This is a genomic window from Burkholderia sp. RF4-BP95 (genome assembly GCF_001521985.1).
Classification (GTDB): domain Bacteria; phylum Pseudomonadota; class Gammaproteobacteria; order Burkholderiales; family Burkholderiaceae; genus Burkholderia; species Burkholderia diffusa.
In genome coordinates this window covers 150,692-174,599 of sequence record NZ_LOSX01000024.1, presented here as the reverse complement: position 1 = coordinate 174,599, position 23,908 = coordinate 150,692, and the positions used below count along the sequence as shown (strand labels likewise).

14 protein-coding genes are annotated in these 23,908 nt (G+C 62.8%); 8 read left to right on the top strand and 6 right to left on the bottom strand.

Annotated elements, in window-relative coordinates; translation table 11 throughout:
- Positions 1–243: 243 nt before the first annotated feature.
- Entirely contained in the window at positions 244–1,536 is a 1,293-nt protein-coding gene (locus WS46_RS10015; RefSeq protein ID WP_059532316.1) for an MFS transporter, read from the top strand.
- 112 nt (positions 1,537–1,648) lie between these two features.
- On the opposite strand, the gene WS46_RS10010 is transcribed toward WS46_RS10015, so the two are convergent.
- A complete protein-coding gene (locus WS46_RS10010; protein WP_059690394.1) occupies positions 1,649–2,752 on the bottom strand; it encodes a LacI family DNA-binding transcriptional regulator in 1,104 nt (367 codons plus the stop codon).
- Between the two features lie 103 nt (positions 2,753–2,855).
- Between WS46_RS10010 and WS46_RS10005 the strand changes: the two genes are divergently transcribed.
- Positions 2,856–3,692 carry an NAD(P)-dependent oxidoreductase gene (locus WS46_RS10005; RefSeq protein ID WP_059690393.1) on the top strand — a complete coding sequence of 279 codons (837 nt, stop codon included), beginning with the start codon at positions 2,856–2,858 and terminating at the stop codon, positions 3,690–3,692.
- 28 nt (positions 3,693–3,720) lie between these two features.
- Here WS46_RS10005 and WS46_RS10000 read toward each other — a convergent pair whose 3' ends face one another.
- Together WS46_RS10000 and WS46_RS09995 are read right to left on the bottom strand one after the other, a co-directional pair.
- Positions 3,721–4,041: a DUF1330 domain-containing protein gene (locus WS46_RS10000; RefSeq protein WP_059532307.1), complete on the bottom strand. Its 321-nt coding sequence runs from the start codon at positions 4,039–4,041 to the stop codon at positions 3,721–3,723.
- 139 nt (positions 4,042–4,180) lie between these two features.
- On the bottom strand, positions 4,181–4,648 hold the full coding sequence (locus WS46_RS09995) for a MerR family transcriptional regulator (RefSeq protein ID WP_059690392.1): 468 nt from the start codon (positions 4,646–4,648) through the stop codon (positions 4,181–4,183).
- Between the two features lie 79 nt (positions 4,649–4,727).
- On the opposite strand from WS46_RS09995, the gene WS46_RS09990 reads away from it, so the two are divergent.
- Positions 4,728–5,963 carry an NADH:flavin oxidoreductase/NADH oxidase family protein gene (locus tag WS46_RS09990; protein ID WP_059690391.1) on the top strand — a complete coding sequence of 412 codons (1,236 nt, stop codon included), beginning with the start codon at positions 4,728–4,730 and terminating at the stop codon, positions 5,961–5,963.
- Between the two features lie 36 nt (positions 5,964–5,999).
- On the opposite strand, the gene WS46_RS09985 is transcribed toward WS46_RS09990, so the two are convergent.
- Positions 6,000–6,323: a hypothetical protein gene (locus WS46_RS09985; RefSeq protein ID WP_059466123.1), complete on the bottom strand. Its 324-nt coding sequence runs from the start codon at positions 6,321–6,323 to the stop codon at positions 6,000–6,002.
- Positions 6,324–6,943: 620 nt separating this feature from the next.
- Here WS46_RS09985 and WS46_RS09980 point away from each other — a divergent pair.
- Positions 6,944–7,576 carry a LysE family translocator gene (locus WS46_RS09980; RefSeq protein ID WP_059532440.1) on the top strand — a complete coding sequence of 211 codons (633 nt, stop codon included), beginning with the start codon at positions 6,944–6,946 and terminating at the stop codon, positions 7,574–7,576.
- A 91-nt stretch (positions 7,577–7,667) separates the two neighbouring features.
- Here WS46_RS09980 and WS46_RS09975 read toward each other — a convergent pair whose 3' ends face one another.
- Complete coding sequence (locus WS46_RS09975; RefSeq protein WP_059690390.1) at positions 7,668–9,296, bottom strand: NADP-dependent glyceraldehyde-3-phosphate dehydrogenase; 1,629 nt, start codon at positions 9,294–9,296, stop codon at positions 7,668–7,670.
- Between the two features lie 1,083 nt (positions 9,297–10,379).
- Between WS46_RS09975 and WS46_RS09970 the strand changes: the two genes are divergently transcribed.
- From WS46_RS09970 to WS46_RS09960, 4 genes are read left to right on the top strand one after another with little or no spacing between them, the layout of a single operon-like run.
- The gene (locus WS46_RS09970) at positions 10,380–19,853 is read left to right on the top strand and encodes a hemagglutinin repeat-containing protein (RefSeq protein WP_059690389.1); all 9,474 of its coding nucleotides are present in this window, start codon (positions 10,380–10,382) and stop codon (positions 19,851–19,853) included.
- Positions 19,850–20,200, top strand: coding sequence for an Imm8 family immunity protein (locus tag WS46_RS33640; RefSeq protein WP_082725293.1), 351 nt, complete (start codon positions 19,850–19,852; stop codon positions 20,198–20,200). Before WS46_RS09970 ends, WS46_RS33640 begins: the two co-directional genes overlap by 4 nt.
- Positions 20,201–20,226: 26 nt before the next feature.
- Entirely contained in the window at positions 20,227–21,987 is a 1,761-nt protein-coding gene (locus tag WS46_RS09965; protein WP_059690388.1) for a ShlB/FhaC/HecB family hemolysin secretion/activation protein, read from the top strand.
- A gap of 23 nt (positions 21,988–22,010) precedes the next feature.
- Complete coding sequence (locus tag WS46_RS09960) at positions 22,011–22,562, top strand: hypothetical protein (RefSeq protein ID WP_059690387.1); 552 nt, start codon at positions 22,011–22,013, stop codon at positions 22,560–22,562.
- 227 nt (positions 22,563–22,789) lie between these two features.
- Here the strand turns inward: WS46_RS09960 and WS46_RS09955 are convergent, their stop codons facing one another.
- Positions 22,790–23,740: a LysR family transcriptional regulator gene (locus WS46_RS09955; protein WP_059690386.1), complete on the bottom strand. Its 951-nt coding sequence runs from the start codon at positions 23,738–23,740 to the stop codon at positions 22,790–22,792.
- Positions 23,741–23,908 lie beyond the last annotated feature (168 nt).

The following is a 23,908-nucleotide window of genomic DNA, read 5'->3' as shown; positions in this document are numbered from 1 at the left end:
ATGCCACTCTGCGGAACAGTCATCTCTTTTTGCGCGGCCGGATTTGAGATGACTCATCGAAATCCCCGACTGACACGGCACCGGGCCAAGCCCTATTCTTTGAAAAACGTTTTCCAGAACTCGACGGACGAGCGGCCGTGCCCCGCAAGGGGGCGGGCCGCCGTCCGCCCCGGCGCCCGTCGCCGGTCACGGACAGACACAATCCAGCGGCGCGACGGGCGCGGCCGCGCATCGGAGACACTCATGCAATCTGCCGTCGTCGGCGCGGTGCGCGCGGCCGCCAGCCGCTACCGCTGGACCGTCTGTGCGCTGCTGTTCTTCGCGACCGTTATCAACTACATGGATCGACAGATCCTCGGCCTGCTCGCGCCGATGCTCCAGCACGACATCGGCTGGAGCCAGGTGCAGTACGGCCGCATCGTGATGGCGTTTTCCGCGTTCTACGCGATCGGCCTGCTCGGCTTCGGGCGCATCGTCGACTGGCTCGGCACGCGCATCTCGTATGCGGTCGCGATGCTGGTGTGGAGCATCGCGGCGATGCTGCATGCGGCGGTCGGCTCCGTGATGGGCTTCGCGGCCGTGCGTGCGCTGCTCGGGATCGGCGAGGGCGGCAACTTCCCGGCCGCGATCAAGACGACGGCCGAATGGTTTCCGCGTCGCGAGCGCGCGCTCGCCACCGGCATCTTCAACTCGGGCGCGAACATCGGCGCGGTGTTCGCGCCGGCGATCATCCCGGCGATCGCGGTGGCCTACGGATGGCGCGCGGCGTTCGTGATCGTCGGCGCGATCGGCATCGTGTGGCTCGCGGTCTGGCTGGTGATGTATCGCACGGCCGACACGCGCGCGCTCGCCGCCGAATACGACGAGCCGCGCGACGAAGCCGAAGCGCTCGACGCGGCGAACGCGGATGCCGGCGCGCCGCGCTGGGGCGAACTGATCCGCAAGCGCGAGACGTGGGCGTTCCTGATCGGCAAGTTCCTGACCGACCCGGTGTGGTGGTTCTACCTGTTCTGGCTGCCGAAGTGGCTCAACGAGTCGCGCGGGATGGACATGCAGCATATCGGCCTGCCGCTCGTGTGCATCTATGCGCTGACGACGGTCGGCAGCATCGGCGGCGGCTGGCTGTCGTCGATGCTGTTGCGCGCGGGCTGGAGCGTGAACGGCGCGCGCAAGACGGCGATGCTGATCTGCGCCTGCTGCGTGCTGCCGATCGCGTTCGTGTCGCAGGTGCAGAGCCTGTGGATCGCGGTGCTGATCGTCGGCCTCGCGGCCGCCGCGCACCAGGGCTGGTCGGCGAACCTGTTCACGACGGCGTCCGACCTGTTCCCGCGCCGCGCGGTCGCGTCGGTGGTCGGCATCGGCGGGATGGCCGGTTCGATCGGCGGCGTGCTGTTCTCGGAAGTGATCGGCCAGGTGCTGCAACGCACGGGCCATTACTGGGTGCTGTTCGCGATCGGCGCGCTGGCCTATCTGCTCGCGCTGGCGGTCATGCACATGCTCACGCCGAAGATGAAGCCCGCGAAGCTCGACGCTTGATCGCATGCCGGAAAACGAACGCGCCGCCCCGGAGGCGGCGCGTTTTCATTTGCGATGGACGGAGGCGACGTGACGACGAAGAGGCGGCAGGCGGCGGACGCGCCCGCGCGCTTCAACCGGCCGCGGCCGTCGACGCACGCATGATCAGCCGCGGCTCGAACGTCGAATAGCTCGCGTCGGTGCGCCCGGCGAGCGCGTCGATCAGCTTCTGCATCGCGAGTTCGCCCATGTTCTCGCTCTGGATGTCGATGGTGGTCAACGCGGGCGCCGCGTATGCGCCGTACGGCACGTTGTCGACGCCGGCGACGGACACGTCCTGCGGCAGCCGGAACCCGAGCGACGCGGCTTCCTTCATGAAGCCGAGCGCGATCAGGTCGTTGTAGCAGATCACGGCCTGCGGGCGGTGCGGCCCGAGCATCACGCGCGAGCACGCGCGCTCGCCGGCTTCGGCGGTCGGCGCATGCGCGTCGTGCACATCGAGCGTGAGCCCCGCTTCGGCGAGACAGTCGCGCGCGCCCTGGATCCGTTCGTCGTTCACGCGCGCGGTGCCGAAACCGAGGTACGCGATGCGCGTATGGCCGAGATTGAGCAGGTGACGCGCGAGCATGTAGGTGGCGAGCCGGTTGTCGATGCCGACGCTCGGAATCGGCAGGCCGGGGCTGCGACGCAGCAGCACGAGCGGCTTGTGCAGGTCGAGCATCCAGCCGGCCTGGTCGTCGGGCATCCGCGTGCTGACGATCAGCCCGTCGACGCGTTGCGCGAGCGCCTCGATCAGCGAGCGTTCGCGCGCCTGGTTCTCTTCGGTATCGACGAGCAGCAGCGTGTAGTCGTGCTGAAGCGCGACGCGGTTCGCGCCCTTGACGACGTTCGTGAAGTGCGGGTTGCTGATGTCGAGGATCACGAGGCCGATGGTGCGCGTGCGCCCGGTGATCATCGAGCGCGCGAGCGGGTTCGAACGGTAGCCGAGCCGCTCGATCGCTTCCTTGAGCCGCGCTTCGACGGTCGGCGAAAAGCGCTGCGTGCCGTTCACGTACTTGGATACCGTCGCGACCGACACACCGGCTTCCGCCGCCACGTCGCGGATCGTCGGGGAAACTTTTTTCATCGGAAGGGTAACGTTTTCGTTCGATTGCACCGGATTGTGGCAGAAAAAGCCGGCGTCCGGCCGCCGACCGATATCGGGAAAGTGCGGATGACTGCGAGCGGATTCGACCATTGACGGTCGGCTTTTGTCCCGCGTATAGTTGGAAAACGTTTTCCGGTTCAGCCCGGTTTCGGGCGACGTCCAGGACACTTCAGAACAGATTCAAGGAGATTCGATGAACGCCACATCCACCGGCGCACGCAAGCCGTTCGGGCGCCTGCTGCTGACCGGCGCGGCCGGCAACCTTGGCCGTCAGGTGCGCGGCGCGCTGGCGAACTGGGCCGACGTCGTGCGCGTGAGCGACATCGCCGCGCTCGACGACGCGGCCCCGCATGAAGAAATCCGGGTCGTCGATCTGGCGGACCGGCCGGCGGTGATGGCGCTCGTCGACGGCGTCGACGCGATCGTCCACCTCGGTGGCATTTCGGTCGACGCGCCGTTCGACGATCTCGTCGATGCGAACATCAGCGGCACGTACAACCTGTACGAAGCCGCGCGCAAACACGGCGTGAAGCGCGTCGTGTTCGCGAGCTCGAACCATGCGATCGGTTTTCATCCGGTCACGGAAGTGCTCGACGCCGATTCGCCGCAGCGTCCGGACAGCCTGTATGGCGTGACGAAGTGCTTCGGCGAGTCGCTGTCGCGCTACTACTTCGACCGCTTCGGGATCGAGACGGTGTGCCTGCGGATCGGCTCGTCGTTCGAGGCGCCGAAGAATCCGCGCATGCTGGTGACGTTCCTCAGCTATCGCGACTTCATCGAGCTCGTGCGCTGCTCGCTGCTGACGAACCGCGTCGGGCACGCGATCGTCTACGGCGTGTCGGACAACCCGGTGAAATGGTGGGACAACACGAAGACCGGCTTCCTCGGCTATCGGCCGCAGGACAGCTCCGAGCAGTTCGCCGGGCTGTTCCCGGTGACGGCGCCGACCGCCGAGTACGACGATCCCGCGCAGCGCTACCAGGGCGGCGGTTTCGTCGTCGGCGAGCCGATGGAGCGCAACGCGAAGTAGGCATCGCGGGCGACGCCGGCGTCGCGGATCAGCGCAGGATGTCCGTCGCCTTGTGCCGTTCGTCCACGCCGTCGATCAGGATCAACGGGCCGCTCGCGTGTCGCGCGCGCAGCGGCTGGATCCGCCGGTACGCGTCCGATTCGTACCACGTGCGCGCCGTATCGAGATCGGGAAACGCAATCGCGATCAGGTCGCCGCGCCACACGCCTTCGCGCACGTCGGGCCGCGCGCCGTGAATCACGAAATGACCGTCGAACGGCGCGAGCGTGCCGTCGATGCGTTCGAGGTATTCGACGATGTCGTCGCACATTTCAACGTCGTGCAGGTGGGCGATGGCGTAGGCGGTCATGGCAGGCTCCGTGGCGTCGATCGGTGAAGCCATGATCGGAGCGCGGGCGGCGCGCGTCGATTACCTGCGACGTAAGCATCTTCATGTGGCCGTGCGCGACTGCGCGCCGCACGTCACGGACATCGCGCGCGCGCCGCACTCACGCGCGCTTGCGGATCGGCCGCGGGCGCGGCACAGCGGCCGGCGCCGATTCCGACTCCGCCGCTTCCTTGCACAGCTTGTCGAGCATGCGTTGCGCGGCGCCCGCGCAATCCTCGCCGGCGGGCTTGTTCTCGATCTCGTCGATCAGCGCCTGCAGGTTGCGCCGGTTCTGCGCGAGCCGCTGTTCGAGCAGCGCGATTTCGTCGACCTTGTGCCGCAACGCCTGCAGCAGTTCGTCGCGCGGCCACGCGCCGAGATCGGGCGGCAGCACCGCGCGGATCTCGTCGAGCGCGAAGCCCGCGCGCTGCGCGCGGTCGATGATCGCGAGCCGCGTCAGCGCTTCCGGCCCGTATTCCCGATAACCGTTCGCCTGCCGGCGCGCCGGCTCGAGCAGGCCGCTCGCTTCGTAGAAGCGGATGCGCGACGCCGCGATGCCGCTGGTTCGCGCCAACTCGCCGATCTTCATCGTTGTGCTCCGGAGGGGGCTTGACCTTGAAGCTGACTTTAAAGTTATGGTTGGGCATCGTCAATCGAGGATGTCCACCATGAACCTGTTTGCGCCCCTCACGCTGCCCAATGGCGCGGTGATCCCGAACCGGCTCGCCAAGGCCGCGATGGAAGAGAACATGGCCGATGCGGACCACGCGCCGTCCGACGCGTTGCTGCGCCTGTATCAGGCGTGGGCAGACGGCCGGGCGGGCCTGATCCTGACCGGCAACGTGATGGTGGACGGCCGCGCGATGACGGGGCCGAACGGTGTCGTGCTCGACAGCGACGTGCATCTCGACCGCTTCCGGCGCTGGGCGCAGGTCGCGCGCTCCGGCGGCGCGCACGCGTGGATGCAGATCAACCACCCGGGGCGCCAGATGCAGGCGGCGCTCGGCCAGACGACGCTCGCACCGTCGGCCGTGCCGCTCGCGCTCGGCGCGCTGTCGAAGCAGTTCCCGGTGCCGAAGGAGATGACGGAAGCCGACATCGTCGACGTGCGGCGGCGCTTCGTGCGCACCGCGCAGCTCGCCGAGCAGAGCGGCTTCACCGGCGTGCAGATCCACGCGGCGCACGGTTATCTGCTGAGCCAGTTCCTGTCGCCGCTGACGAACCGCCGGCAGGACGCGTGGGGCGGCAGCATCGAGCATCGCGCGCGGCTGCTGCTCGACATCGTGCGCGAGGTGCGCGCGACGGTGTCGCCGGCGTTCGTCGTGTCGGTCAAGCTGAATTCGGCCGACTTTCAGCGCGGCGGCTTCAGCGCGGACGATGCGAAGCGCGTCGTCGAACTGCTGAATCCGCTCGGCGTCGACCTCGTCGAGTTGTCGGGCGGCAGCTACGAAGTGCCGGCGATGCAGGGCGAGGCGCGCGACGGGCGCACGCTGGCCCGCGAAGCGTACTTCCTCGAATTCGCGCGGGACATCACGGCCGTCGCGGCCATGCCGCTGATGGTCACGGGCGGGATCCGGCGCCGCGCGGTGGCCGAGCAGGTGGTCGCCAGCGGCGTGGCGATGGTCGGCATCGCGACCGCGCTGTCGATCGAGCCGAACCTGCCGCGCGACTGGCAGGCCGGCAAGGACAGCGCGCCGGCGCTGCAGCCGATCCGCTGGAGGAACAAGGCGCTGGGTGCGCTGGCGAACATGGCCGTCGTGAAGTTCCAGCTCGCGCGGTTGAGTGTCGGGCGGCGCACGCACCCGGGCGTGTCGCCGCTGCGCGCGCTGGTGTCGCAGCAACTCGCCGCGCAGTGCCAGACGCGGCGTTACCGCAAGTGGATGGCGGGGCGGGCGGCGCGCTAGCCGCGAAGGCGCGGCGTCGGGCTGCCCGACGCCCGCTCACACCGGATACGCATCGTCGACCTTCAGGTTCGCGAGCCGGAACAGCGTGCGCAGTGTCTGCGGATGAATGTCGCGGTGCGCGGCGAGCGACGTCAGCATGAAGTCGAGGACCTTCGCGTAGCGCAACAGCACGAGGCAGCGCGCGAGATCCGCGTTGCCGCCGCGCATGCCTTCCGCGTAGTTGACCATCTGGGTCGACAGCGTGCGTGCCATCTCGAGTTCCATCTGCTGTTTTTCCGTCCATTCGGGCTGCGGCTGTTCGAGCAGTTTCGCGAGAAAGATCTGGAACGACGTATCGGATGAGTTGGGCAGCGCATCCATGAAGAGCCTCATCACTTGCGTGGATCGTTCGGGCGTGTCCGATGGAGGCCCCGATCCGGGTTCATGTCCGCGCCGAGCGGCGGCGCGATTGTCATCCGATGGGAATGCAGGTTCCGTACCAGCCCCGCGATCGAAGTGTTGAGCAATGTTGACGCGGGGTCCGGCAGCAGTCATCGCGTCCCGCCGATACTGGCTTTCACGAAAAATCGAGAAGGGCGTCCATACGCCGTGCGCGATCGCGAGCGGCAGCGCGGCAGGGGCCGGACGAATGAAATGCTTCATCGATGTAACGTAACGCCGGGCCGAAACGGGCCGTGTGTTTCGTCGACGAATCGGGGGAACGTCGTGTCGCGCGTGTGCCGGTGCCGCTCCGGGCGTCGGCCCGAGGTCGGGACGGTCTCGCGCGGCGAGCCTCGGCGTCACCTGCCTCACGACGAACGCTCGCGACGCATGCGCCGGATGTTTCATATCCGAGACGTCTCGTTCGCCGCATGCCGGATGCGTGCGCAACCTGTGTCGCGCGCGCCGCCCAACTGGCCCAGCGAATAACCGGAGAACTGTCCATGGGCAGCCGCGCCGTGTTTGCGAACAATCACCGCATCATCTCCGCGAGGTTCGACATGAGCGTCCACGCCTTCTTCTCGGCCAATCTGCTGCTGGCCTACACGGCCTATTTCGTCGGTACGGCCAGCCCCGGCCCGAGCAATCTCGCGATCATGTCGGTCGCCGCGAACCACGGCCGCAAGGCGGCGCTCGCGTTCGCGCTCGGCGTCATCTCGGGCTCGATGTTCTGGGCGACGGTGGCCGCGCTGGGCGTGTCGGCCGCGTTGCTCGCTTGGTCGCAGCTGCTGGTCGCGATCAAGCTGTTCGGCGGCGTGTACCTGCTCTGGCTCGCGTTCAAGTCGGGCCGCACCGCGTGGTCGGCCAAGGCGGCCGCCACGCCGAAGGCGACGGCAGACCGGAAGCTGTCGCGCTTCTACGTGCGCGGCGCGATGCTGCATCTGACGAATCCGAAAGCGATCCTGGTATGGGTGTCGATCGTCGCGTTGTCGTCGAACGGCGCGGGCGCGTCGCACGGCGCGGTCGTGCCGGGCTGCATCGCGATCGGATGCCTGGTGTTCGGCGGCTATGCGCTGGTGTTCTCGACGGACGGCGCACGCCGGCTGTACGTGCGCGGCCGCCGCGCGATGGAAGCGTGTCTCGCCGTGGTGTTCGGCGTGGCGGGGATCCGGTTGCTGGCGTCGAACGTGTGAAACGTGTGAAACGTGTGAGCGGACAGCCCGCACGCGTGCAACCAGACGAGCGATCCGCCGCGCGAACACGCGGCGGATCGGCTTCGGCGCTTCAGAAAATGAAGCCGGTGTTGACGAACTTCGAGTAGTGATCCGACACGATCGAATCGAGCAGTTGCTTGCTGCCGTCGGTCTGCTTCGCCGCGACCATCGAGCGGATCGAGAACGCGCGCAGCGCGTCGGTCACCGACAGCGTGCCTTCCGCCGAATCCTTGCGCCCCGCGAACGGGAACACGTCCGGCCCGCGCTGGCACTGGCAGTTGATGTTCACGCGGCACACCTGGTTCACGAGCGGATCGACGAGCGCGCCGATCTGCGCCGGATCGGAACCGAAGATGCTGACCTGCTGGCCGTGCTCCGACGTCGTCACGTAGTCGAGCGCGGTTTCCACGTCGTCGAACGGCGCGACCGGAATGATCGGGCCGAACTGTTCCTCGCGATACAGCTTCATCCCTTCGGACACCGGATACACGACGGCCGGGTAGAACAGCGTCTTGCTGAATTCGCCGCCCGAGTGGTTGACGACCTGCGCGCCCCTGGCCTTCGCGTCGTCGATCGCGTCGGTCATGTACGCGGTGCGATGCATGCCCGGCAGCGGCGTGATGCTGACGCCTTTCTCCCACGGCATGCCGATCTTCAGCTGTTCGAGCGCGGCGGTGAAGCGCTTCAGGAATTCGTCGACGATCGAGCGATGCACGAGCAGCATCTTCAGCGCGGTACAGCGCTGGCCGTTGAACGACAGCGCGCCGAGCAGGCATTCCTTCACGGTGAGATCGAGATCGGCGTCGGGCAGCACGATCGCCGCGTTCTTCGCATCGAGGCCGAGGATCGCGCGCAGGCGGTGCGACTTCGGATGCTGCTTCTTCAGGTGATCGGCGACCTTGCTCGAGCCGATCAGCGCGAGCACGTTGATCTTGCCCGACGCGAGCATGTGCGGCACGACCACCGCGCCCGGCGCGTAGATCGTGTTGATCACGCCTTTCGGGAACGCGTCGCGGAACGCCTCGAGCAGCGGCTCGAACAGCAGCGTGCCGTACTGCGGCGGCTTGAACACCACGGTGTTGCCCATCAGCAGCGCGGGGATCAGTGTCGCGAAGGTCTCGTTCAGCGGATAGTTGTACGGCCCCATGCACAGCACGACGCCGAGCGGCGTGCGGCGGATCTGGCCGATCGTGCCTTCCGCGATCACGAAGCGCGAGTTCGCGTTGTCGAGTTCCTTCAGCGCGTCGATCGTCTGCGTCATGTACGTGACGGTGCGGTCGAACTCCTTCTGCGAATCGGCGAGGCTCTTGCCGATCTCCCACATGATCAGGTTCACGACCAGCTCGCGCTGCGCGACCATCCGCTTGATGAAGTCCTGCATGCACGCGATGCGCTGCTCGACCTTCATCGTCGGCCACTCGCCGCGGCCCGAGTCGTACGCGCGCACCGCGGCGTCGAGCGCCGCATCGCTTTCCGTCTCGCCCATCACCGGATAGCTGCCGATCTCCATCTGCGCGACGCTGCCGTCCGGCTGGCGCACGCACACGGGCGACAGCACGGTCTTGGTCGCGCCGTCCCACGGGCGCAACGCGCCGTCGACCAGCGACACGCGCTGGTGGATCGGCGCGGCGAGCCGAAACTCGGCGGGGATGTCTTGATAGGCGGGAAACAGCTGCTGCAGGGAGGCGGAATCGGGCATGACGGTCTCGTTTGACGGGGTGTCCGGGAAGGACGGGCGATGCGGAATCCTGAGCTGAACGATCCTCGATCCTGAATCGGCATCATGACGCGCGGACGAAGTGGCGTCACGTGGCGTCACGCGACGGCTGGCCGAAACGCGGAATGGAACCAGTTCCATTTAAAAGGAACGCCGAACCGATTGCAAGATTTGCCGAATGCGATCGCACGATGCGTAAGCGATTTGAAGGAATGTGTCCGAATGGCGGGTATAAGCGGCGTAGAGCATGCGCAAACGTTTCACTTCGGCCGGATTGGGCGGATAATGGCCCGACGCGGCGAAGAAAAAATTGCCCCGGAACCTGAGAGAAAACATACGCAGTGAAGAAAAGAGAGAAGGTCCGCCGCGCTGCCGAAGCGAGGTCGGCTGCCCGGAGCGCCGGGTCGGGGTTGCCCGGCTCGGCGCGCACCGGACGCATGGGGGCGTTCAGCCATTGGGCGGCTTCGTTGCCCCCTGTCTTTTCCTTGCATTCCCATTTTGCAAAAAAGCGCGCGAATCATTCGTGCCGCTCCCGTGCATTCGCCATCGTCGACATTCAGTCGATCCGAGGCAAAGGCTCGCGGCACAGTCGGCTTCTAATATGTTCCGCCTTAGCTGAGTGAGCCCCTCGGCCCCGAATTGCAGACTGCCCGGTCCGACGGACGCGGTGCGGACATCTCGGAGGTCGTCGGGTGGACTCGCTCGCCGCGCACCTCGAAAGCCTTGCAGCTTCATCAGTCGCCCGACCGTACAGCGCGCGATTCTCCGTGCGGTTCAAACAGAGTGATGCCAGTACCGACAAGATTGATACCTGGTCAGCGATTGTTGTGCGGATTTTCGCGTTTCGATCAGGGCAAGTGGGAATTGAGATGGTCTAGATATTTTCGAGATATTGCGATTTGGCCTGTTTAAATTGACAGGTCTGCTTAACAAACGTCTCGCTGCCACCACAATTTGACACTCTTTAACTCACATCGAGAAGGTGAGAGGCAACTTCCGCGAGACAATGTGATGGTCCGTTGATCCGTAGTGCGCCGTGGCGCGAGTTGCGAGTAGACCAGAACCATGAACAAAAATAACTACCGACTGGTATTCAGTCGCGTCCGGGGCATGCTGATTGCCGTTGCAGAAACCGCTAGCGCGTCCGGCAACGCCCGCCGAGGCGAGGTCGCGTCAGCAACTCGGATAGCGCATGTGTTTGCACGATTTGCGCTGCGTCAAGCCGCATTTGCGGTACTGGTCGCAGCCGGCGCGACGCCCATATGGGCGAATGCGCAGATTGTCGGCGGCGGTGCGCACGCACCGTCGGTGATCCAGACGCAAAACGGCTTACCGCAAGTCAACATTAATAAGCCCGGAAATGCTGGCGTATCGTTAAATACGTATAACCAGTTCGACGTTTCAAAATCCGGCGCGATATTGAATAATTCGCCCACTATTGTTAATACGCAGCAAGCTGGCATGATCAACGGAAACCCGAATTTCGGGCCGAACGACGCTGCGCGGATCATCGTTAATCAAGTCAACAGCAATAATCCAAGTTCGATTCGCGGTTTCGTTGAGATCGCAGGGCAAAAAGCCGAACTGATCATCAGCAACCCGGCTGGGTTGCAAATCGACGGTGGCGGCTTCATTAATACGTCGCGCGCTGTTCTGACAACTGGCGTGCCGTATTACGGCGCGGACGGCTCGGTGGCCGGGTTCAACGTCAATCGCGGGCTCGTCACGGTATCCGGGTCCGGCTTGAATGCTGCAAATATCGATCAGGTCGACATCATCGCGCGTGCGGTTCAGGCGAATGCGGCCATTTATGCCAAAAATCTGAACGTAATCGCCGGTTCGAATCAAGTTAATCACGACACGCTCGCGGCGACGGCGATTCAGGGCGACGGCGCTGCCCCGGCGGTTGCGATCGATGTGGGTCAGCTCGGCGGTATGTATGCCAATCGCATCTTTCTGGTGAGTTCGGGGAGCGCTGTCGGTGTCCAGAATGCGGGCACGCTTTCGGCGGACGCGGCCGGTATGACACTCACGACCGACGGACGCTTGGTGCAGTCCGGCAAGATCAGCGCGCTTGGCAACGTCGCGGTGACGGCCGACGGCGGCATCGACAATAACGGCACGACTTACAGCCAGCAATCCGTGTCGATGACTACCGGCGCGGACATGACGAATACCGGCACGCTCGCCGCCCAACACAACGTCGGCATCAATGCCGGCTCGCTGAATTCGACGGGCGCAATCGGCGCGGGTGTCGACAGCAACGGCGCGGTCACACAAGCCGGTGACCTGCAAGTGACGACGACGGGCCAATTGACCGCGACCGGCCAAAACATCGCGGGCGGTAACACGACCTTGCGCGGCTACGGCGTCAATCTGGCCGGCAGCAAGACGGCGACGAACGGCACGCTGGATGTGAACGCGACGGCGGGCGATATCAATCTGTCGAATGCGACGACCAGCGCACAGGGCGCATTGAGCGCGACCGCAGCGGGCGCGATCGTCAACAACCACGGCAGCCTGTCGAGTCAAAGCGGTGCCACGCTGACGGCGGGCAGTATGTCGAACCAAGGCGGCACGGTGTCGGCGCAAGGGCCGCTGTCCGTTCATACGTCCGGCGCGATTTCGAATCGGGCCGGCACGCTGGTGTCGCAGAACACCGCCGACGTGGAAGGCGGCGCGATCGACAATCAGCAAGGGATCATCCAGAGCGCCGGCCAGATGAAGGTGGTCGGCGCTTCGCTGCAGAATTCCGCAGGACGCGTCACGTCCCTGAACAGCGATGGTCTGTCCATCACGACGAGCGGCCAACTGTCGAACGCAGCGGGCACGACCGCGAACGGCGCGCAAGGCGGCGTGATCGGTGGCGAGGGTGCCGTTACGGTTCAGGCCGGCAGCATCGCAAACCAAGGATCGATCAGCGCCGCGACCGATTTGACCGTCGGTGCGCAGTCAATCGACAACGATAGCGGTTCGCTGACGGCCGGTCAGAATGCATCGATCGATGCCGGCGCGCACCTGGCTAACGCAGCCGGCAGCATTTCTGCTGGCGCGTTGGCAAACGTTCGCGCAACCAATCTGGACAACAGTTCGGGTTCGATTCAGGGCAGTCAGTTGTCGCTGTCGGCAACCGACCTCGCGAACCGCTCCGGCGTGATCACGCAGACCGGCACGAACCCGATCAACATCGCCGTTTCTGGCACGCTCGACAATAATTCGGGCACCGTGCAGACCAACAGCGCCGATTTCAGCCTCACGCCCGCGACGCTGATTAACGACCACGGCAAAATCGCGCACGCCGGCAGTGGTACGTTGACCATCGGGACCGGCGCATTGTCGAATAACGGCGGATCGATCGCGACCAATGGCGCGCTCGCGCTGACCGCCGCCGCTGTCTCGAACCAAGCAGGTACGTTGTCAGCGCAGCGGCAGGCTACGCTCGGCGTTCAATCGCTCGACAACAGCGCGTCCGGTTACATCGGCGCCGATAGCGTCACGATCCAATCGCAAGGCGCGATCAACAACAAAACGGGTTCCATCGAGTCGAACCACGCGTTGACGGTCTCGGCCGACAGCTTGGCGAACGACGGTGGTGCCGTTAAAGCGCTCGGCACGGATGCGTTGTCCGTCACGACGACGAACGCACTGACGAACACTGCAGGCGGCACGATCGGCGGAAACGGTGACGTGTCGGTTTCGGGCGGCACGGTCGACAATTCGAACGGTTCGTTGCTGGCGGCACAGTCGCTGTCCGTGCAATCGAACGGCCAGCTCGCCAATTCGGCCGGCCTGATTCAAGCGAACGGCAACCTCAAGGTTGCGGCGCAAGGTGCGGTGCTCAATAACGGCGGCCAAATCGAGGCGAACGGCGCAACCGCGACGCTCCAACTGTCCGGATCGAGCATCGACAATAGTGACGGGCGAATTGCAAATATCGGCACGGGCGCGACGACGATCGACGGCGGTACGTCGATCACGAACACCGACGCGTCCGGTAAAGCCGGTGCCGGCACGATCGGCGGCAACGGCGATGTGACGCTGACCGCGCAAACGCTCACCAACGCGCAAGGTGGTCAGACGCTGGCCGGCCACGACCTGACGTTGAACGTTGGCACCAACGCAAACAATTCCGGCGGCGTGCTGTCGGCCGCGAACAACTTGACGTTCAATGGTGCAAACGCGGCGCTCTCAAACCAAAACGGATCAGTGCGGGCAAACGGCGCGCTGTCATTGACTGCTGCATCGATTGACGACACGTCCGGCAAGATCGGCAATGACGCCGGCAGTGGCGGCAGCGTATCGATTCAGACCGGTGCGCTGTCGAATCAGGGCGGCGCGATCGGTAGCGATCAAGACCTGACGCTGAACACCGGCACGCTGTCGGGTGACGGTTCCATCGTCGCGGGTCGTAACGGCTCGATCACGCTCGGGAGCGACTACACGCAGACGGCTGCGAACAGGCTGCACGCGAACGGCAACCTGAATTTGACCACGTCAGGCAAGCTGACGAACCAGGGCGTGCTCGATGCCAACGGCGCGCTTACGGTGAGCGCGGCGAACGTCGACAATCAGAGCGGCGCGGATTTGAATTCCGCGAACACGACGGTCAACGCGAATGGCGGCACGATCGACAACGCGGGCCGGATTGAAGGCGATACGGTTACGACCAATAGCGCGACGTTGAACAACACGGGGACCGTGATCGGTACCAACGTCACGGCGAACGCCAACACGATCACCAACACCGGGGCCGCCGCTGTCTTTGCCGCTGCCAATCAATTGAACCTGTACGCGACGAATCAATTGTCGAATACGGGCGGCGCGAACCTGTTCAGCGTCGGCGATATCAATATCGCGGCAAACGGTCAGCGCGATGCGAATGGCTTGCTCGCGAACCGTACGCAGAACGTGCTGAACGATCAGTCCACGATCGAAGCGCAGGGTAACGTTGAACTCGCGGCCGGTACGTTCACCAACACACGCCCCGCGCCCATCGTCACGACTGTAACGACCGGGACGACCACCTCGCACCAAACCAAGCGCCAGAAATACATCGTGTGCGCGACGATGAATGCGGACCCGAACGGCGGCTGCTCGCAGGCAATGTGGGTGAACGGCTATAAGACGGCGCTCACTTCGAGCTATAGCCCTTCGCAAGTTGTATCGGAATCGTCCGGACCGAATGCGACCGACAAGGTGCTGGTCGTGAACGTTAACGGCAAGCAGCAGACGATTTACTACAACACGCTGACGACCAACGCAGACGGGTCGGTGACGGTCAACTATTGGGACGCCTACGACCCGCACATCAACTACGTCCCGGATACGGAATACACGACGCGTAGCGACGGCCACAACGGCTATCAGCGTGTCGAAATCTGGCGTGATACCACGTCCACGACCCAGCAAGACATGGTAACGAGCCAGGCGCAGCAGGCGCAGCTCGTCGCGGGCGGCAGTATCACGATGGCGAACGTCGGCACGATCAATAACGACTACAGCGCCATCACGGCCGGCAAGTCGATTCAAATCGGCAGCACGCAGCAGAACGGTTCTGTCGGTAGCGGCAGTTATGGCGGCACGGTCGTGAACAACGTCGGTCGGACGCTGTATCAGTACCAGACCGACAACATCGTATCGATGTATGCGTGGAACGAGGACACGACACAGGATCGCGGCACGATCGTTGAGCCGACCGTTGTCCATACACCGGTTGCAATCGGCGGCACGGGTGGCACGATCATCGCGAATCAGTCGGTGTCGATCACCGGCCAGAGCGTCAATAACCAGAACGTCGCCGCGCAGAATTCGGCAACCGGTGCGACGGGTGGCACGCTCGGCAACAATTCGGCCAATCAGGGCGTGCCCGGTAGCACGTTGAACAAGGTCGGTGCGGCCAGCGGATCGACGACCGTTCCCGCACTGCAATCGGTCGCGGGCGCAACCGGTGCACTGTCGATCACGTTGCCGACCAGCGGCATGTACTCCATTCATCCCGCACCGGGACAGCCCTATTTGATCGTCACCGATCCGCGGTTGACCAGCTACACGAATTTCATTTCGAGCGACTACATGCTCGGCCAGTTGAACCTGAACCCCGCGAGCATCGAGAAGCGTTTGGGCGACGGCATGTATGAACAACAGATGGTGCGCAACCAGATCACGCAGTTGACGGGCCGCACTTTCCTTCCGGGCTACGCGAACGCCGAAGACGAGTATCGCGCGTTGATGACGAACGGGGTGAACTACGCGAAGGACTTCGGCTTGGTGCCGGGTATGGCGCTGAGTGCCGCGCAAATGGATGCGCTGACGAGCGATATCGTGTGGCTCGTTGACCAGACCGTAACCCTGCCCGATGGCAGCACGACGCACGTGTTGGCCCCAGTTGTCTACATGGCACAAACGCATGCGAACGACCTGCAACCGACCGGTGCCTTGATCGCGGCCGATGACGTTGAAATTCATACGACGGGCACCACCACGAATACGGGTGTCATCAAGGGCGGTACGAAGACGGTCCTCACGGCGACCGATATCCTGAATCGCGGCGGCACGATTTCGAGCAGCGCTACGAACGGCACGACGGTCGTATCGGCGACTAATGACGTAGTGAACGCATCGGGGATGATCACCGGCAATCGCGTCGCCGTCAGCGCCGGCCGGGATATCGTCAACACGACGCTGGTAGACGCTACTGGCGTGAACGCTACATCCGGCGTTAGCAAGGTTAGTCAGACCCTTCTCGGTCAACAAGGCACTATCGCATCGACCGGCGCACTCACCTTGGATGCCGGCCGCGATTTGACGATTCACGGTGCGAATGTGTCGGCCGGCACGGATGCATTCGTAACGGCGGGGCGTGATATCAATGTCGATACAGTTCAGTCGACCACGAACCAATCGATGCACCTGAATGATCAGCGACATTGGGAAGAATCCACGACGACGAACGTAGTTAGTGGCGTCAATGCAGGTAACAACCTGACAATGATCAGCGCGAACGACGCAACGTTCAAGGGCGCAACCGTATCGGCTGGCAACGATTTGCAGGTATCGGCCGGCGGGAACCTGACGGCGACGACGGTCACCGACCAACACCAGTTGAACAACGTTGCTGTCGATGGCCGTGCCCGTAAGGAGGTCGACCACACCTACGACCAGACTGCGGTGGGCACAACCTTCTCGGCCGGGCACGATGCCGGGCTTGCGGCGATCAATATCAACGATGCAACCAAGGGCAACGTCGCGCTGACCGGTTCGACAGTCACGTCTGGAACAAATGAACTCACACCCGGCGGCGTGACGGTCAACGCGACCGGCAATGTCACGATGAACGAAGGTCGCGAGGAGCACGACAGTTTTCGCGACGTGCAGACGAAGCGCGGCAGTTTTGTAAGTGGTTCGACAACCGATGGAATGCAAAACACGCAAACCAATATCGGTGTCGGCAGTACCCTGTCCGGGGATACGGTCCAGATGCATGCAGGTAAGGACCTGACCATTCAAGGTAGCAACGTCGTCGGCACGAATGATGTGAAGCTCGACGCGACGGGCAACGTGATCATCAAGACTTCGCAGGACACGCAGAACGCACAGAGCTACTACGAGAAACGCGACTACGGTTTCCTCTCGGGCCTGAATCCGTTGAACCAGCTCGACGGTGGTTTGCAGGGTTATTCGATTGGTGTGCGCAAGATCACAGATGCGCAGCAGGCGACGAGCGTGACGAACGTCGGAAGTATGGTTGGCTCGTTGAACGGCAACCTTTCGATTTCGTCCGGCAACGATTTGCACGTGACCGGTAGCACATTGCACGCCGGAAACGATCTGAAGCTTGACGGTAAGACCGTGAAAATCGACGCGGCGCAGGACACTGGAACACAAAACGAACAGCAGTCGTTTAGCCAAACGGGCATTACCGCCGGTCTGAGTGGCACGATTGTTACGGCTGTCCAAACGGGCATCCAGATGTCGAAGGACGTTCAGCGCACGAAGGGCGATGCACGTCTCGATGCGCTGGCGGCGGCGACGACTGGATTGGCAGCAAAGAATGCGTTCGATCAGACCGGGGGCGGTTCGGGGGTTGGCAATCTCGGCGTCAGCGTGTCGCTTGGTACAAGCCATAGCAACAGTAGTTCATCCGAGTCACACAGTACAGCTGTCGGCAGCACCGTTGCAGCCGGTCATAACGTGTCAATCACGGCAACAGGCGCAGGTGCAAATAGCAATATCGACGTGATAGGTAGCACGATCAGCGCCGGCAACGATGCTACGCTGAAGGCGGACGGCAAGATTAGTCTTGAGGCCGCCCAGAACACGGACAGTCAGAACAGTAAAAACAGCGGATCGAGTGCGGGTATCGGCGTGACCCTCGGCGTCGGCCAGCAAACCGGTTTGTCCTTCCAACTCGGCGTATCGGGTAATAAAGGAAATGGCAACGGCAGCGATACGACGTACACGAATACGCACGTCACGGCGGGTAACACGCTGACGGTAGAATCCGGCGGTGATACGAACCTTATTGGCGCTGTCGCGTCCGGCAAGCAAGTCGTGGCCGATGTGGGCGGAAACCTGAACGTCCAGAGCCTGCAAGACCTGAGTAAATACGATTCGAAGCAACAGAGCGCGGGCGTGTCGATCAGCGTGTGTGTCCCGCCGATCTGCTACGGCACATCAAGTGCGTCGGCGAATTTCAGCCAAGACAAGATGCACAGCGACTACGCCGCTGTGGCGGAGCAATCGGGTATCAAGGCGGGTGACGGTGGATTCCAGGTCAACGTCAAGGGCAATACCGACCTCAAGGGCGGCGTGATCGCGAGTAGCGACAAGGCCGTACAAAATGGCGTGAACAGCCTGACGACGGCGACGCTGACGACGAGCGATATCGAGAATCATGCATCTTACGACGCGTCGCAGGTTGGGCTTTCCGCCGGCTATGGCACCGGGGGTTTGAGCGTCCAGCCCCCTGTCGCCCTCGGCGCTTCCGGCGACGCAAGTTCCACTACGCGTAGCGGCATTAGCGGCGGATCGCTCACGGTTACCGATAGCGCCAAGCAACAGGAATTGACCGGCAAGACGGCCGATGAAACGGTCGCAAGCGTCAATCGCGATACGTCGAACACGGGTGGCGCGCTGGCACCGATTTTCGATAAGGACAAGATTGAAGCCGGATTCGATATTACGAGCCACTTCATCAACGAAGCCGGAACGTTTATCCAGAACCGCGCGGCCGAAGCGGACGCTGCGCAAAAGGCATTGGATGCAGAAAAGGCTAAACCAGCAGACCAGCAAGACGCGGCAAAGATTGCGCAGTTGACGCAGACACTCCAGGATGATTCAACGTGGCTGGAGGGCGGGACCGGACGCAGAGTATTGACGGCTATCACGATGGCAGCTGGCGGCAGCGTTACGGGTTCGGCTGGTGCTATGGTGCAGAGCGCAGCTGCGTACTATTTCCAGAGCCTTGCGACCGAACAAGTAAAAAGTATTGCTGACGCACTTGATAGCGAAACGGCCCGCGCGGCGTTGCAAGGTCTTGTCGGATGTGCCGGGGCAGCCGCAGGGGGTAGAAGCTGTGGCGCGGGTGCGGCTGGCGCGGCTGCGAGTGTGGTCCTGAACAACCTGCTGAATAGTCTGAACGGTACGCAGTCGTCGACGCTTACCGACAACGAAAAGCTTCAGCGCGAGCGGCTCGTTGAGTCGATCGTGGCCGGCGCGACCGCTGCTTTGGGCGGCGACGCCGCAGCGACTTCGGCCGCTGCTTTGATCGAGACCGAGAACAACGCGACGAACTTCGTGAAAGGCACGACGCCGCGCGTGCAGAAAGTCGCGACAAGCGTCGCGGACGCTTTGAGAAAGCCGCGTGGAGCGCTCACGCGAGCGGACGTCGACGCACAGATTGCTGCACTGAATGCACTGGAGGCACAAGGGAATCTGTCGAATCAGGAGGCGTTGAATCTTAGCGCTCTCTGGATGGAGGTTATTCAACGTGCATCAGTTGAAAATCTGATGACACCTCAAGAGGTCATCGGTAGTAAGCAAGCAATGCAAGCGGCGCTCGCATCAATGATGTTCAGTGGCGGGGGGGATTCGCCAATTAGGGGAGGGAGGACGTCGGGGCCGCAATTGCCGAGCACCAGCGGCAGCCGTACCGGCTATCGTACTTCTGGCGATCAGGCAGATGCAACCACGGTACAAGGTCTTCGCGATCAGCTAACCCAAGATAATCTGAATGCCATCTCTGCCCAAGATGCGCGATTGGCCAAGGCAATAAATGGGGATGGCACTGGTAATCGGAATTTCTCGATTGGTACGGGAACCGCCGCTGATGCGGACAGACTCGGTAAAATTTGGGTTGGTGATGGGGCTCGCCCTATGACAGATGTTCCCGGCGGCTTAGTTAGTGCAGACGGGACTCGCACCTACAGGCCTCCACAAGCAAAGGATAGTTCCTTCGCGGTTACAGGCACACAGGCGAACTTTCAGCAATTCCAGAATGGACGGATGATCAGCAATGGTCATTTGAATATACATCAATGAAAGCGGAAATTAAATCGGTAGACCTGGGATCGGAAATTGGTGTATTTGAATATACTCCAGAATATCCCAATTCATTTTGCCTATGGATGACCTTCACTATCGGGCGAATTGGTGGCGTGGGTGGTGATTTATTTAGAATTAAAGTGTGCACGCCAGATTGGTTGAAGTTGAATGTCGGTAATATGTCGTGGGGGCGGCATATTCTGGTGGTGAATAATGGTTACAGGCCGCAGGAAATTATTGACTATGTTGGGGAATTTGTTTCGTCGATTGATGAAAAAGATTGGCCTGGATTGGCTGAAAAGATTTCCCGCGTAATGGAGTGGGAGTTTGAGGACTACGTTTAAGTTGCGTTGGTTTATGGTTTTGAAAAATGAAAAACTTTAGACGGCTGGCGGCTGTGCCATTCATTGCCTCCGTGTCGCTCGGGGTACACGCACAGCAGGCCCCCGCGCCTGAAGATCGGGCTGCCGCCGCACGTGCGAACGCGGAACAGGACCGGCAGGCACAGCAACAACGCGACGCGCAGCAACGTGACGCGACCGTGCGCGCCCCTTCCGTCCGATCGGACGTGCCGCACGCCGAAACCTATGCGCCGCTGCCGAACGAACAGCCGTGTTTCCGTATCGACCGCTTTGCGCTTGACGTACCGGATTCGCTGCCCGATGCCGCGAAGTCGGCCGGCGCTTCCGCACTGCCGATGGATCGCTTCGCCTTCGCGCGCGAATGGCTCGGCCACTACGCCGGCCAGTGTGTCGGCAAGCAAGGCGTCGATACGATCGTCAAGGCGTTGTCTCGGGAAATCTTGGCGCGCGGCTACATCACAACGCGCGTGTTGCTGCCGGAACAGGATTTGGCAACCGGCACGCTGAAGCTCGCACTGATTCCGGGCGTGATTCGACACGTCCGTTTCGCTGACGAGAAACTGCGCGGCACCTGGAAGACCGCATTCCCGACCGGCGACGGCGAAGTGCTGAACTTGCGCGACCTTGAGCAAGGTCTGGAGCAAATGAAGCGCGTCACCAGTCAGGACGTGTCGATGCAAATCGTTCCCGCTGACAAGCCGGGAGAAAGCGACGTTGTGCTGGACGTGAAGCGCGGTAAGGCGTGGACCGTCGTCGCATCGATCGACAATTCAGGCACACGCGCAACGGGCAAACTGCAGGGTAATCTGTCAGTCGGTATCGATAACCCGCTTGGCTTGAACGACATTCTCAATGTCGGCGTGAGTCAAGACCTCGAATTCGGCGACAAGCGCCTTGGGTCGCATGGTTGGAACGGTTTCTATTCGATTCCGTGGGGCTACTGGACCGCCACGATTGCGGCGTACACGAACACCTACTATCAACAGATTGCCGGCGTGAACCAGACGTTCGTTGCGAGCGGCAATTCGAAGACGCTGGATTTCAAACTGGCCCGTGTGCTGGCGCGCAGCCAGAACGACGTGCTCGGTGGGTACGTCCGACTGTCGCGCCGTTTCGGGGAAAGCTTCATTGAAGACACTGAAATCACGCAGCAGCGTCGCAACAACACGGTTATCGAACTTGGCCTGACCGATCGCCACTACTTCGACGGCGCGCAGTTCGACGGCACGCTCGCGTATCGTCAGGGCGTCGGCGGTCTCGGCGCACGGGACGACATACTCGCGGCCGGCGGCGGCCCAACCTACCGCTACAGAATGGCGGTGCTGGATGCGAACCTGTCGGTGCCGTTCGCGATCGCCAAGCAGCCATTCCGCTACGTGACGAGCGTTCACGGTCAGTACACGGGGAACACGCTGTACTACATCGATGACTTGACCATCGGCAGCCGATACACCGTGCGCGGCTTCGACGGCGAAACGATGTTGGCGGCAGCGCGTGGCCTGTACTGGCGTAACGAGCTGCAAATGCCGATCGGCCAGACGGGGCAGGCCGTGTATGTGGGGATGGACTATGGCCGCGTGTGGGGACCACAGCCGGTCGCGCTCGTCGGTACGCAGTTGGCAGGTGCAGTGATCGGCGTCAAGGGGAGTATCGGCACGCGCTTCGGCGCATACGGGTACGACTTGTTCGCCGGCACACCGGTCTACAAGCCGTCCGGCTTCCCAACCGCGCGCGTCACGGTGGGATTTCAACTCACGTCGCAATTCTAAGATCGCCGTATAGGGAATCCGTCATGCTTCGAAACGCACTATCGGTACTTGGCCTTTGCGTTTTATTCGCAGGCTGCGCATCGCACAGCGCGCAGAGCGTTGCCTACGATCCCGCCAACGATGCACGCATTCGTGTCTACTTTGGCACCGATACCCATTTTTACTTCAACACATCGTGCGAACCGAAGAAACACGCTTTTGATTTCGCGAGTCGCGGCACGGCTGTTGCCAAACCGCGCCTGCTTAATCTCGCCAACACGACAATCGGCATGCCGGTCCCGGAAGATGCTTACCGCTACTACGACGAATACGTGGTTAAGGCCAACGAGCCGTTGACGATCACGCTTGATACCGGAGGAACGTCGCAGACCGGAGGCGTGGTGTTTTCGACGCCACGAGAACACGCCGCCGGCACGTTCGTGCCGCAGGCAGGCAAAGACTACGAAGCTTTTGCTATTCATCCGTCCGGTTACCTTCGACTCGAGATTCGCAGGCTGATTGTCGAAGACGATCGCGTTCGGACAGAATCGATCGGCGTGAAGCATGCGCCACTCTGTGAAGACGCGGCACCGTAAAATTGAATCCCTGCAATTGATGGAGATGGTTCTGGCGTAGGGTTTGCAGAAGACAGTGCATTGGCAAACCGGCTACCGGACCACGCGTAGCGTGCTGGACCGATCGTTTTTTCCAATCAGGGCAGGCGGCGCAATTAGCGCCGCCTGCGCGTTGCCCGATCGCGATGCGTGGGCTGCGCTCGTGCCACCGACAGGATCGGGAGCGGCGCTACACCGTCCCTGTTTCGCTACTCTACGTCCTCGTCATCCTCCGCGTCGCCGACATCCTCCCCCTCCCGCCCCGGCGCCGCATACGCGCTCGCCTGCTCCAGCAACCACGCACGGAACGATTCCAGCGGCTTGCTGTGACTGAACTCCGTCGGATACACGAGGTAGTACGCCGAATCGCCGACCGTCGCCGCGTCGCACGGCACGACGAGGCCGAGCTGCTGCAACTGCTCCTCGACGAAGAACTTCGGCACCAGCGCGATCCCGAGGCCGGCCGCGGCCGCGCTGATCAGCATCGTGTGCAGCTCGTAGCGCACGCCCTGCATCGTGCGGATGTCCTCGACGCCATGCGTCTCGAACCACTGCGCCCAAGCGCCGGGACGCGTGGTCGAGTGCAGCAGCGGATACGCGAGCAGATCCTCCACGCGCTCGACCGGCCCGTCGAGCAGCGCGGGCGAGCAGATCGGCACGACTTCCTCGCCGAACAGGTAGTCGGACGACGTGCCGGGCCAGGTCGGCTTGCCGTAGTGGATCGCGGCCTCGAAGTGCGTGTCCTCGAACGAGAACAGGTCGGTGCGGCTGCCCATGTTCACGCGCACGTCCGGCGTGCGGTCGTAGAAACTCTTGATGCGCGGGATCAGCCAGTGCGACGCGAAGGTCGGCAGCACCGCGAGCTCCAGGTAGCCGCCGCCGCTGCCGTGCGCGATGATCGACAGCGTGTCGCGATCGAGCGCCTCCAGCGCGCGCCGCACCTGCGTGCCGTACAGCTTGCCGGCGCGCGTCAGCACGACGCGCTGCTTCACGCGCGCGAACAGCCGCACGCCGAGGCTCGCCTCGAGCGTCGCGATCTGCCGCGATACCGCGCTTTCGGTCAGGAACAGCTCCTTGGCCGCGTGCGTGAAGCTTTCGTGGCGCGCGGCGGCTTCGAAAGCCACGAGCGCACCCATGTTGGGGATCTTGAATTTGCGCATGATGCTCGTTTTGTCTGACGAACGGACCCGCCCGCAGCGGGCCGGAGGGCGAATGCGGAGACGGCCGATAATTCCAAAAACTCATCACGTGTCAATTTAATCTCGCTTTACGCCCCGCTGCAACCCTTTGAATAATGCATCCCACGCAAGGCCAGGCGCCCGCTGGGC